This is a genomic window from Nocardioides glacieisoli (genome assembly GCF_004137245.1).
Classification (GTDB): domain Bacteria; phylum Actinomycetota; class Actinomycetes; order Propionibacteriales; family Nocardioidaceae; genus Nocardioides; species Nocardioides glacieisoli.
Genome location: NZ_SDWS01000001.1, coordinates 326,423 through 338,596, shown reverse-complemented (window position 1 = coordinate 338,596; position 12,174 = coordinate 326,423). Strand labels below are relative to the sequence as shown.

Annotated in this window: 12 protein-coding genes; 3 read left to right on the top strand and 9 right to left on the bottom strand. The window is 70.8% G+C overall.

Annotated features, from left to right (window positions below; genetic code table 11):
• Positions 1-10 precede the first annotated feature (10 nt).
• The 7 genes from EUA06_RS01685 to rimP all read right to left on the bottom strand — a co-directional run bounded on the left by EUA06_RS01685 (position 11) and on the right by rimP (position 7,303).
• On the bottom strand, positions 11-856 hold the full coding sequence (locus EUA06_RS01685; RefSeq protein ID WP_129473266.1) for a hypothetical protein: 846 nt from the start codon (positions 854-856) through the stop codon (positions 11-13).
• A 147-nt stretch (positions 857-1,003) separates the two neighbouring features.
• Entirely contained in the window at positions 1,004-1,864 is an 861-nt protein-coding gene (gene truB / locus EUA06_RS01680; RefSeq protein ID WP_129473265.1) for a tRNA pseudouridine(55) synthase TruB, read from the bottom strand.
• Positions 1,864-2,379, bottom strand: a complete 516-nt coding sequence (gene rbfA, locus EUA06_RS01675; RefSeq protein ID WP_242497952.1) for a 30S ribosome-binding factor RbfA — start codon at positions 2,377-2,379, stop codon at positions 1,864-1,866. The genes truB and rbfA overlap by 1 nt, the downstream gene beginning before the upstream one ends.
• A 144-nt stretch (positions 2,380-2,523) precedes the next feature.
• Positions 2,524-5,292 (bottom strand): translation initiation factor IF-2, encoded by a 2,769-nt coding sequence (gene infB / locus EUA06_RS01670; RefSeq protein WP_129473263.1) that lies wholly within the window; start codon positions 5,290-5,292, stop codon positions 2,524-2,526.
• A 99-nt stretch (positions 5,293-5,391) separates the two neighbouring features.
• Complete coding sequence (locus tag EUA06_RS01665; protein ID WP_242497905.1) at positions 5,392-5,736, bottom strand: YlxR family protein; 345 nt, start codon at positions 5,734-5,736, stop codon at positions 5,392-5,394.
• Positions 5,737-5,816: 80 nt separating this feature from the next.
• The gene (gene nusA, locus EUA06_RS01660) at positions 5,817-6,794 is read right to left on the bottom strand and encodes a transcription termination factor NusA (protein ID WP_129473261.1); all 978 of its coding nucleotides are present in this window, start codon (positions 6,792-6,794) and stop codon (positions 5,817-5,819) included.
• Positions 6,794-7,303: a ribosome maturation factor RimP gene (gene rimP, locus EUA06_RS01655; protein ID WP_129473260.1), complete on the bottom strand. Its 510-nt coding sequence runs from the start codon at positions 7,301-7,303 to the stop codon at positions 6,794-6,796. The genes nusA and rimP overlap by 1 nt, the downstream gene beginning before the upstream one ends.
• A 114-nt stretch (positions 7,304-7,417) precedes the next feature.
• On the opposite strand from rimP, the gene EUA06_RS01650 reads away from it, so the two are divergent.
• Positions 7,418-7,921, top strand: a complete 504-nt coding sequence (locus EUA06_RS01650; RefSeq protein WP_129473259.1) for a hypothetical protein — start codon at positions 7,418-7,420, stop codon at positions 7,919-7,921.
• Positions 7,918-8,346 carry a DUF4439 domain-containing protein gene (locus EUA06_RS01645; RefSeq protein WP_129473258.1) on the top strand — a complete coding sequence of 143 codons (429 nt, stop codon included), beginning with the start codon at positions 7,918-7,920 and terminating at the stop codon, positions 8,344-8,346. Before EUA06_RS01650 ends, EUA06_RS01645 begins: the two co-directional genes overlap by 4 nt.
• Positions 8,347-8,585: 239 nt before the next feature.
• Here EUA06_RS01645 and EUA06_RS01640 read toward each other — a convergent pair whose 3' ends face one another.
• Positions 8,586-9,302: an HAD family hydrolase gene (locus EUA06_RS01640; protein WP_129473257.1), complete on the bottom strand. Its 717-nt coding sequence runs from the start codon at positions 9,300-9,302 to the stop codon at positions 8,586-8,588.
• Between the two features lie 2 nt (positions 9,303-9,304).
• Positions 9,305-11,080 (bottom strand): proline--tRNA ligase, encoded by a 1,776-nt coding sequence (locus EUA06_RS01635; RefSeq protein WP_242497904.1) that lies wholly within the window; start codon positions 11,078-11,080, stop codon positions 9,305-9,307.
• A 123-nt stretch (positions 11,081-11,203) separates the two neighbouring features.
• On the opposite strand from EUA06_RS01635, the gene EUA06_RS01630 reads away from it, so the two are divergent.
• Complete coding sequence (locus EUA06_RS01630; RefSeq protein WP_129473256.1) at positions 11,204-12,169, top strand: hypothetical protein; 966 nt, start codon at positions 11,204-11,206, stop codon at positions 12,167-12,169.
• Positions 12,170-12,174: the final 5 nt, after the last annotated feature.

The following is a 12,174-nucleotide window of genomic DNA, read 5'->3' as shown; positions in this document are numbered from 1 at the left end:
TCGAGTGGTGCTACTGCACCTTGATGCCGCGATACATGCCCATGAACGCGTGCGGCATGCCGCCCATGTTCGCGTCGGGCCAGAAGCAGACCAGGACGTAGTTGCCGCGCGGCAGGCTGTAGTTCATCGCCACCGTCTGACCGGGGCCGACGACGTTGCTGTCGAACGACTTGCCGAAGTTGACCGGCGGCGGCCCGGACTCGTTCTTCAGCCACTCACCGAAGTCCCCGACGGTCTTGCCCCGGTTGAGCTTGACGAGACCGACGAAGTGGTTCGCCGAGGAGAAGTTCTCGAACGTCAGCATCCCCCGGCGAGCGATCGACTTCGGGTTCTTCGCCCAGCTGGCGTTCTTGACCGCGCGGATGGTCGAGCCCTCCGGCATCGTCGCGCCGGTGTCAGCGCCGGCGACCGTGAAGGCGGTGAACGCCGACGGCCTGTTCCGCTCGATGTCGGTCGCGTAGTAGGTGCCCGGCTCCAGGTCGACGGCGACCTTGCCGATCTTGCCGGACACGATGTTGACGCCGCCGAGCAGCGTGGTGTTGGCCTCGAACCGCTTGAAGGCCCCCATCTTGCCCTTCTCGAGCCCGTTCTCGATGTCGTCGATGGCTTGGTCGAGGGTGTAGCCGGCCGCCAGCTGCACGAGCTGGAAGCCCGAGCTCTTGGCCTCGGTCGTCACCCGGAAGGTGTTGACCCCCGGCTGGATCGTCGTCGGCATGACGACGTTGTGGGCGGCGGTGATGCTGACCGGGACGTACCCGGCCTGCGAGTCGAGGGCGGCATGGGCAGCCCCTCCAGTGAGTGAGCCTGCCAGCAGGACCAAGCCGCCGGCGAGAGCTGAGATGCGGCGTACGAACACGGAACTACCTCCTCGGGACCCAGCCGCCCCGTGCGGCCCCCCCGTCCCGCTGTCCAACATCCTCCTGGCACCGTGGCGCCCGCCAGCCCAATTTGACGTGGACCAGACCGCCGGACCCACCCCCATGGAGGGTCGATCGTTGGACGGTCATTGGACGAAGACGGCCACCGGCCTCGCGCGGGTGCCACTCTGCTCGTAGAGCGCCAGGAACTCACCGTCCGGCGCGAACACCGCGTGCGGTCCGTCCGCAGGGACCGTCAGGTCGAGGGCGCGGCCGAAGCGCACGTGTGCGGCCTGCTCGTCGGTGAGGTCCACGACGGGGAAGGTCGACCGCGCGGCGTCGGCGATCGGCAGCACGGCGAAGTGGTCCGCGAGCTCGTCGAGCGTGCGGGCGACGGAGAGGTCGAAGGGGCCGACGGCCGTGCGCCGCAGTGCCGTGAGGTGCCCGCCCACGCCGAGTGCCGCCCCGAGGTCGCGGGCGATCGCCCGGATGTAGGTGCCCGACGAGCAGCGCACCGAGATCCGCACCTCCGGAAGGGCGACGTCGTGCACCACCAGGTCGTGGATCGTGACCGGACGGGCCTTCAGCTCCACCTGCTCGCCGGCGCGCACGCGGGCATACGCGCGCTGTCCGTCCACCTTGATGGCAGACACGGCGGTCGGCACCTGCTCGATGTCGCCGACGAACCGTGCCAGCTCGGTGCGTACGTCGTCCTCGCGGACGCCGCTCGTGTCGTGGGTCGAGACGACCTCACCCTCGGCGTCGTCGGTGGTCGTGACCACCCCGAGCCGGATCGTGGCGTCGTAGGACTTCTCGGTGAGCATGAGGTGGCCGAGCAGCCGGGTGGCGCGGTCCACGCCGAGCACCAGCACGCCGGTGGCCATCGGGTCCAGCGTGCCGGCGTGGCCGACCTTGCGGGTGCCGGCGAGCCGGCGTACCCGGGCCACGACGTCGTGCGAGGTCATGCCCGGGGACTTGTCGACGACGACCAGACCGGCGTCGACCATCAGGCGCGGTCGTCCTCGTCGGGCTCGTCGTCCAGCCCGTCCCCGAAGGACAGATCGGAGCCGTCGTCGAGGGCGTCCTCGTCGTCGTCCTCGATCACGCGCGGCTTCTTGTAGGGGTCGGCCTCGCCGGCGTAGGCCTCCACGCGGCGCGCGGCGACCTCCTCGTCCTGCCTGCGGGCGCGCTCGAGCACCTCGTCGAGGGCGCGGGCGTTCTCGGGGAGCGCGTCGGGGATGAAGGTCAGCGACGGCACGATGCGCATGCCGAGCTGCTTGGCGACCTCGGAGCGGATGACGCCCTTGGCCGACTCGAGCGCCGCGGCCGTGCTGGCGAGCTCGTCCTCGGTGCCGAGCACCGTGTAGAAGATCGACGCCTGCTGCGAGTCGCCCGTGACGCGTACGTCGGTCACGGTGACGAACCCGAGCCGCGGGTCCTTGATCCGGCGCTCGAGCATCTCGGCGACGATCACCTGGATGCGGTCGGCGATCTTGCGGACGCGGGGGTTTGCCATGGTCATCACTCTCTCAGAAGCGTCTTCAGCGATCCCCGGCTGACCGGGGATCGCTGAAGTTGTCAGGCTTTGCACGGGCCGACCTGTTCAGTGATCCCCGGCTGACCGGGGATCACCGAACACGAGCGGAGTCCGTTCGGGGGTGGTGCGTCAGGCGCGCGCGATCTCGCGCATCTCGAAGGACTCGACGATGTCGCCGATCTCGATGTTCTGGTAGTTCTTGAGCACCAGACCGCACTCGAAGCCCTCGCGGACCTCGGAGGCGTCGTCCTTCTCGCGGCGGAGCGAGGCCAGGTCGAGGTTGTCCGCCACCACGGCGCCGTCGCGCAGGATGCGCACCTTGGCGTTGCGGCGGATGAGACCCGACGTGACCATGCAGCCCGCGATGTTGCCGGCCTTGGACGAACGGAAGATCTCGCGGATCTCCGCCTGGCCGAGGGTCGACTCCTCGTAGATCGGCTTGAGCATGCCCTTGAGCGCCGCCTCGATCTCCTCGATCGCCTGGTAGATGACCGAGTAGTAGCGGATCTCGACACCTTCCTTGTCGGCCATCTGGCTCGCCTTGCCCTGCGGGCGGACGTTGAAGCCGATGATGATGGCGTCGGAGGCGGCGGCGAGGTCGACGTTGGTCTCGGTGATCGCACCGACACCGCGGTCGATGACGCGCAGCGACACCTCGTCACCGACGTCGATCTGCGACAGCGCGTCCTCGAGGGCCTCGACCGAACCGGACACGTCGCCCTTGAGGATGAGGTTGAGCTCCTGGCTCTCGCCCTTCTCCATGGAGGCCATGAAGTCCTCGAGGCTGCGACGGACGCGACGCTTGGCCTGCATGGCCGCACGCTCGCGCGCCTCGCGCTTCTCGGCGATCTGGCGGGCCATGCGGTCGTCCTCGACCACGATGAAGTTCTGGCCCGCACCCGGGACGGCGCTCAGGCCGAGCACCATCGCGGGACGCGACGGGTCTGCCTGGGTGATCTCGTTGCCGTGCTCGTCGAGCATCGCGCGGACACGACCGTGGGCCGGACCGGCGACGATCGAGTCGCCGACGCGGAGGGTTCCGCGCTGGACCAGCACCGTGGCGACCGGACCGCGACCGCGGTCGAGGTGCGCCTCGACCACGAGGCCCTGGGCGTCCTGCGTGGGGTTGGCCCGCAGGTCGAGCGACGCGTCGGCAGTCAGGACGACGGCCTCGAGCAGCTTGTCGAGGTTGAGCCCCGACTTGGCCGAGACGTCGACGAACATCGCGTCGCCGCCGTACTCCTCGGGGATCAGGCCGTACTCGGTCAGCTGGCCGCGCACCTTGGTGGAGTCGGCCTCCGGCTTGTCGATCTTGTTGACCGCGACCACGATCGGTACGCCGGCGGCCTTGGCGTGGTTGAGCGCCTCGACCGTCTGCGGCATGACACCGTCGTCGGCCGCCACCACGAGGATGGCGATGTCGGTGGCCTGGGCACCACGGGCACGCATGGCGGTGAACGCCTCGTGACCGGGGGTGTCGATGAGGGTGATGCGACGGTCGTTGCCGTCGACCTCGGTGTGGACCTGGTAGGCACCGATGTGCTGGGTGATGCCACCGGCCTCCTTGTCGACCACGTTGGCGTCACGCAGCGCGTCGAGGAGCTTGGTCTTTCCGTGGTCGACGTGACCCATGACGGTGACGACCGGGGGACGGATGACCAGGTCGGACTCGTCGCCCTCGTCGGCGCCGAACTCGAGGTCGAACGTCTCGAGCAGCTCACGGTCCTCGTCCTCGGGCGAGACGATCACGACGACGTAGTTGAGCTCCTCGGCGAGCAGCTCGAACGTCTCGTCACCGACCGACTGGGTCGAGGTCACCATCTCGCCGAGCGAGAACAGCATCTGCACGAGGGCAGCGGCGTCGACGTTGATGCGCTCGGCGAAGTCGGTCAGCGAGGCGCCACGCGGGAGACGTACGGTCTCGCCGTTGCCCTTGCGGACCCGCACGCCACCGATCGTCGGGGCCTCCATGGCCTCGAACTCCATGCGACGCGCACGCTTCGACTTCCGTCCACGACGTGACGGACCACCGGCGCGACCGAACGCACCCTGGGTCTGGCCGCGCTGGCCGGGACGACCACCGCCGGGACGACCGCCGCCCGAGGGGCCGAAGCCACCGGGACGACCGGGCGCACCACCGGGCGCGCCGCCGGGAGCACCGGCGCGACCCGGAGCACCGCGACCGGGGGCACCCGGACGACCGGGGCCGCCGGGACCGCCACCGGGGCCACCGCGAGCGGGACGGCCACCGGGACCGTTGCCGAAGGCGGCCGGGGACTTGGGCATCATCGCCGGGTTGGGGCGCGGCATTCCGGGACGTGCGTCGCCGCCGGCGGGCGGGCGCGGCGGACGGTTGTCGTCGCTGCTCGGCGTGCGCGGGGCGGGACGCGAGCCCATGCCCTGGCTGGGTGCGAACGGGTTGTTGCCCGGACGCGGGGCGCCGGGGCGACCGACCGGGCGGGGAGCCGGGGACGGCGCCTTCGCCGCGGGTGCGGCAGGAGCCTCGGGCTCGGCCGGCGGAGCCTCGGGCTCGGCGACGGGTGCCTGGGGACCGGGCTTGGGGCCGGGCTTGGTGGCAGGAGCGGACTCCTCGACCACGGTGGCCTCGGCGGGGGCCTCGGGCTCTGCGGCGGCAGGCTTCGGGCCGGGGCGCGGGCCGGGCTTCTTGGCGGCGGGCTTGTCAGCCGGCGCCTCGGCCGCGTTGTCGGCGGCGGGAGCGGAGGCCGCAGCGGCCTTCAGCTCGTCGCCGTACTGCTTCTTGAAGCGCATCTCGACGGGGGGCTCGACGGTCGACGATGCCGACTTGACGAACTCACCCATCTCCTTGAGCTTCTCGAGAACGAACTTGCTCTCGACTCCGAACTCCTTGGCGAGTTCGTGGACTCGGGTCTTGGCCACGGTGCGTTACTTCTCCTTGTGATCCGTGACCCCACAAGGAGAGGGGAAACGGAACAGCTAGTGGGTGAACAGACTCATTGCGAGTTACTCATCGAGTGCTCATGAGCTGCGTGCTCCAGTTTCTGGTCGGTGCTGAGGTGGTGTGGACGGGGCGAGCGCGGTGTTGAGGTGGTCGGCCAGCAATGTGTCGGCGAGCGGGACGCCCGAGCGGAGTGCCCGGGGAAATGCTCGGCGACGCACCGCGAGCTCCCAGCACTCGGTCGTGGGGTGCAGGTGCGCCCCGCGGCCGGGTGCCCGGTGGTCCGGATCGGGCACCAGGGCTGGTCGGCCCTCGGCGTCCGAGCCTGCGACCACCCGCAGCAGCTCGCTCGCAGCGGCCTTGGCCCGGCAACCCACGCAGGTCCGGACAGGTCCGGGCGCAGGGGTGTCAGACGTGGTGGCCACTGACATCCACTCTACTGCGTGGGGCCACTGCTTTACGAACTGGGAGGCGCGCCCCACGTCACACCCGCCCCACCGGTCACTCAGTCGTCGGCAGGGGCCTCGTCGGAGCGGATGTCGATGCGCCATCCGGTGAGCCGCGCGGCGAGCCGGGCGTTCTGGCCCTCCTTGCCGATCGCGAGGGAGAGCTGGAAGTCGGGTACGACGACGCGCGCCGAGCGGGTCGCGAGGTCGACGATCTCCACCGAGGTCACCCGCGCCGGCGACAGCGCGTGGGCGACGAGCTCGGCCGGGTCCTCGGCCCAGTCGACGATGTCGATCTTCTCGCCGTGCAGCTCGCTCATCACGTTGCGCACGCGCTGGCCCATCGGACCGATGCAGGCACCCTTGGCGTTGACGCCGGGGACCTGGGACCAGACCGCGATCTTGGTGCGGTGGCCGGCCTCGCGGGCGATGCCGGCGATCTCGACGGTGCCGTCGGCGATCTCGGGCACCTCGAGCGCGAAGAGCTTCTTGACCAGCGTCGGGTGCGACCGCGAGAGGGTGATCTGCGGACCACGCATGCCCTTGCGCACCGAGGTGACCAGGCACTTGATCCGCTCGCCGTGGACGTACTTCTCCCCCGGCACCCGCTCGCTGATCGGCAGGATGGCCTCGAGCTTGCCGAGGTCGACCATCACGTCGTCGGGGTTGCGACCCTGCTGGATGACGCCCGAGATGATGTCGCCCTCCTTGCCGGAGAACTCCCCGAAGCGGATCTCGTCCTCGGCGTCGCGCAGCCGCTGCAGCATGACCTGCTTGGCGGTGGTGGCGGCGATGCGACCGAAGCCGGCTGGGGTGTCGTCGTACTCCGGGCCGGCGTTGCCCTCCTCGTCGACCTCGCGCGCCCAGACGGTCACGTGCCCGCTCTGGCGGTCGAGCTCGACACGCGCGGGGTGCTGGGACTCGGTGGCGCGCTGGTAGGCGGTGAGGAGGGCCTGCTCGATGGCCTCGGCGAGGACCTCGAACGAGATCTCCTTCTCGCGCTCCAGCATCCGCAGGATGCTCAGGTCGATGTCCATCAGTCGTCCTCGCTCGTGTCGCTCGTGTCGCTCGTGCCGCTCTTGCGGTTGAACTCGATCTGCACCAACGCCTTGGCGACGTCGGCGTACGCCACCTCGCGACGATCACCGTCGACGTCGAGCGTCGCGGCGGTCTCGTCGGAGCCGATGATCCGGCCGGTGACCTCACCGCCGTCGGCGAGCGTGGCCTTGACCAGGCGGTCCTGGTTGCGGCGCCAGTGGCGCGGCAGGGTGAGCGGGCGGTCCACGCCCCGCGAGGTGACCTCGAGGGTGTAGGGCATCTCGCCCATCACGTCGGAGTCGTCGAGCACCCGGGAGACCTCACGGGTCGCGTCGGCGACGTCGTCGAGGGTCACTCCCCCGTCCTTGTCGACGGCGACGCGCAGAACGCGGCGCTTGCCGGCCGGGGTGACCTCGACGGCCTCGACGTCGAGGCCCATCTCCTTCAAGGGGTCGACCAGCTCCGCTTCGATGCGGTCCCGGGTGGCGTCCTGGCGGGCGGTGCTCATGGGGCTGCGACCTCCTGTGAAGTTGTTGAGGGGCCACGATAGCGGCCGGGCGGCAGGGCCGGTCATCGGCCGCCGACTGGTCCGGTCCGGTGGGCGGTCACCTAAGGTCGGGGGGTGCCCGGACGCCCGCTCTCACGTCGTACGACGCTGGGCTCGGCGCTCGCCGCACCGCTGGCCCTCGCGGCCTGCGACATCGACCCGCCGCCGCGCACCGACGGCACCTCGACCCCCACGCCCGAGCCGCCCGAGGACTCCGAGCTCGTTGCGACCGTGGTGGCCGCGCTGGTGAGTGCGCAGGGCGTGCTGGCGGCGGCCACGGCCGCCGCGCCCGACCTCGCCGTCCGGCTCGACCCGATCGCCGCTGCGCACGCCGCGCACCTCGACGTACTGGTCGGCGCGGTGCCGGAGTCCGAGGTCCCGACCGCCACTCCCCCGTCGCTCGCGACGCGGCCCCCCGCGGTGCTGGCCGCCGTCGGGCGCTCCGAGCAGCGGCTGCTCCGCACGGTGCGCGCGGGCTGCCTCGAGGCCGGCAGCGGCGACCTGGCCCGCGTGCTCGCCAGCGTGGCGGCCTCCACCTCGCAGCACGCAGCCACCCTGACGACCCGGTCGACTCCATGAGTGTCCTCGACGCCCTGCAGGTCACCCTGGGTGACGAGCACGCGGCGCTCTACACCTACGGCGTGCTCGGGGCACGCACGTCACAGGCGGCGACGCCCGCCCTCTACGACGCCCTGTCCGCGGGCTATCGGCGCCACCGCGCACGCCGCGACCGGCTGCGTGTGCTGGTCGAGGAGGCCGGCGGGGTGCCGGTGGCTGCGGCGGCGGCGTACGAGCTCGACGGCCCGCTCCTGCGCTCGCCCCAGGTGCAGGCGGCCGCGGTCGCGACCGAGGGGTCCAGCGTCGAGGTGCTCCTCGCCCTCGTCGCCCAGTCGGTCGGGCCCGTGCGCGACTGGGCGCTCACCGAGGCGACCTGGTCGGCCACCTGGCAGCTCGAGCTCGGCGGCGGCCCGCAGACCTGGCCGGGAGCGCCCGAGCTCGCCTGAGCGCTACCCGGGGACACAGAAACGGCCCGCGGCCTCAGCCCTTGGGAAAGTCCCGAGATCTCTCCCAAAGGCCGAGGACGCGGACCGCTTGATGGGGTTGGTCAGCATCACCCTGTGCGAGCTCCTCCTGTGGGGGTGGTGGAGCCGCATGCACAATCATGCATTCGATCGCCCCGCAGGGAAAGCGCATCAGACTTGCATGTTCGTGCAACGCACAAAGTTGCAGGACGACGACGAGGTCAGTCCCGTGCCCAGCCCCGCACGATCGCCGGGATCTCCAGCAGCGAGGTCACGCTCGCATCGGGCTCGCCCTCGGTGTGTCCGACCTGCGTCGCCGGGATCGTGCTCAGCGGGACGTGGATGGCCTTCAGCCCGGCGTTGTGGGCGCCCCAGACGTCGTCGAAGAGCCGGTCCCCCACATAGACACACGCGCCCGGGTCCGTGACGCCCACGGCCTGCATCGCGGCCTCGAAGGCGCGGCGCGACGGCTTGGTCCACGGGATCTCGCTGGAGTAGACGTCGCCGTCCACCAGGTCGTAGACGCCGTCGCGCTCGAAGAAGCCGACGTGCCACTCGCGCGGCCAGATGGTGTTGGAGAGGACGCCGACCTTGACGCCCATGGACCGGAGCTCCTCCCACGTCGGGCGGACCTCGGGGTCGGTGAGCGTGTGCGGCTCCCAGAAGTCGTAGTAGGCCTGCAGCAGGTCGGGGTCGTGGTCGAGTCCGGCCTCGACGAAGAGGTCGGCGATCGTCGAGCTCTGCTGGTGGTCGCGGCTGCGTCCCCAGACGACGTCGCCCGCGCGGTGCAGCTTCTCGGCGTGCGCGTGGTGGTCGTCGTCGGGCGACGGCGTGGTGCGTACGGCCTGGGCGAGCGCCACGGACTCGGCGTGGAAGTCCACGTCGTGCCACCGCGTGAGCGTGCCGCCCCAGTCGAAGATGACAGCCTCGATGGCCACGGTCAGCCCCGGACGACCCCGGTGATGTGGGCGGCCGCGGCGTCGACCGCGACCTCCTCGCGCACGTCGGTCTTCCGGTCGCGGACCTCGATGGTGCCGTCCGCGAGGCCGCGGCCGACCGTGACGATCGTCGGTACGCCGATGAGCTCGGCGTCCTTGAACTTCACGCCCGGGCTCACCTTGCCGCGGCGGTCGTCGTAGATCACCTCGATGCCCTGGGCGGCGAGGTCGGCGACGAGCGACTCGGCGAACTCGAAGATCGCGTCGTCCTTGCCGGCCGCGACGACGTGCACGTCGGCGGGGGCGACGTTGCGCGGCCAGCAGAGGCCGCTGTCGTCGAGGGTGCCCTCGGCGATGGCGGCGACCGCACGCGACGGGCCGATCCCGTAGGAGCCCATCGTGACGGTCACCAGCTTGCCGTTCTCGTCGAGCACCTGGAGCCCGAGCGCCTCGGCGTACGAGCGACCGAGCTGGAAGATGTGGCCCATCTCGATGCCGCGAGCGGACTCGAGCGTGCCGTCGTCGCAGTTGGGGCACGTGTCGCCGTCACGGACGTCGGCGGCCTCGATGGTGCCGTCGGGCGTGAAGTCGCGCCCGACGACCATGTCGATGACGTGGGACCCGGGGACGTTGGCGCCGGTGACCCAGCGGGTGCCCTCGACGATGCGGGGGTCGACGAGGAAGCGGATACCGGACTTCGACTCCTCGCCCAGCGCCTCCGGACCGATGTAGCCCTTGACCAGGGCCGGGTGCTTGGCGAGCTCGGCCTCGTCCATCGCCTCGACCTCGATGGGCTCGAGCTGGCCCTCGAGGCGCTTCTGGTCGACCTCCCGGTCGCCGGGCACGCCGATGGCGAGCGGCTCGCGGGTGCCGTCGGGGTGCTTGAGCACGACGAGCACGTTCTTGAGCGTGTCGCCGGCCGCCCAGGGGCGGTCGTCGCGCGGAAAGGTCGCGTTGAGGTGGTCGACCAGGGTGTCGATGGTCGGGGTGTCGGGCGTGTCCTCGGCATGCGCGGCGGGCGCGTCGTCGTGCGCGATCGCCTCGGGCGCGCGGACGGTGACGGCCTCGACGTTGGCGGCGTAGTCGCAGTGGGTGCAGCGGACGTAGGTGTCCTCGCCGACCTCGGCCTTGGCGAGGAACTCCTCGCTGGCCGAACCGCCCATCGCGCCCGACGTCGCCTTGACGATGACGTAGTCGAAGCCGAGCCGGTCGAAGATCCGGATGTACGCGTCGCGGTGCAGCTGGTAGGACCGCGCGAGGCCGGCGTCGTCGATGTCGAAGGAGTAGGAGTCCTTCATCACGAACTCACGGCCGCGCAGCAGCCCGGCGCGCGGACGCGCCTCGTCGCGGTACTTGTTCTGGATCTGGTAGATCGAGAGCGGCAGGTCCTTGTAGGACGAGTACAGGTCCTTCACCACGAGGGTGAACATCTCCTCGTGGGTGGGGCCGAGGAGGTAGTCGCCGCCCTTGCGGTCCTGGAGCCGGAAGATGTTGGGGCCGTAGTCGGTCCACCGGTTCGTCGCGTCGTAGGGCTCCTTGGGCAGCAGCGCGGGGAACGACAGCTCCTGGGCGCCCATGTCGTCCATCTCCTCGCGGATGATGGCCTCGATCCTGCGCAGCACCCGCAGGCCGAGCGGCAGCCAGGTGTAGATGCCCGGCGCGGCGCGGCGGATGTAGCCGGCGCGGACCAGCAAGCGGTGGCTCGGGACCTCGGCGTCGTTGGGGTCGTCGCGCAGGGTGCGCACGAACAGGGACGACATGCGGAGGATGCGGGCCATGGGCGCAAGGATAGGTGCGGGCGCTCCGCCGCCGCGAACGGGTTGATCGCTGCCCGGGAGCAACCTCGCGACGACGTACGGCGTCTCCCTCACGGAAGCAACCCACCACCTCGGGAGAGAGCCATGCGCCGATCGACCACCACCGTCCTCGTGACGGCCCTCGCAGCAGCCGCCGCGCTGACCGTGCCGGCCCAGGCGGCCGCACCGGCCGTCGAGCTCCAGCCCGACCGGCTGTCCCGCGGCGCCGACGTCGCCGTCCCGCACATCGAGGACGGCGACTTCGTCGACGGCGACCGTCGCGTCGAGCTCCCGGGGACCGTGGCGAGGGTCGTCGGTGAGGTCGACGGCGGATGGCTGGTCGCCACGAACAACGTCGACCGCAAGCGCAATCGGCGGCTCGTACGCGTCGAGGCGGACGGAGCCGTCGTCGACGTGCTCCGGGACATCGACGTCTCGACGGTCATCCTCTCGGCCGACGGCAGCACGCTGGCCTGGCAGCAGTCCGTCAGCGGCGGCCGCAAGACGATCACCTACGCCTACGACGTCGCCGACGCGGCCGTGACCGGCAAGAAGGGGCCTGGCCCCTACGTGAGCCTGCTCGACGTCGCGGCCGACCGGGTGGTCCTCGGCGCCGGGAAGCGGGTGCTCCAGTGGAAGCCGTCCACCGGGAAGCAGCGGACCGTGGTCCGCAAGCTGGCCGGTTCGGCCAGCATCGAGCACGACCTGCTCAGCGTCTACACCAAGGACCCGTACGACGGCGGCTGCACGAAGCTGGTGAGGCTGAGCAAGCCGCGGGTGAAGGTGTGGAAGTCCTGCCGCGACAGGATCGCCGCCTTCTCCCCCGACGGCACGGAGCTGCTGACGTTCCACATCCTCACCGACGGCCTGGGCCCCAGCGCGATCCACCTGCGCGAGGTCGACGGGACGACGCTCGCGACGTGGACGACCGGCTGGTTCAGCGGGTGGGAGTGGGAGTCAACCGGCACGGTGCTGCTCGAGGTGAATGGCAAGCGGAAGTCCGCCACCGTCCGCTGTGTGCTGGCCGAGTGCGAGAACGCCTCCGACCCGGTGGACGTCCAGGCGCCCTAGGTGCC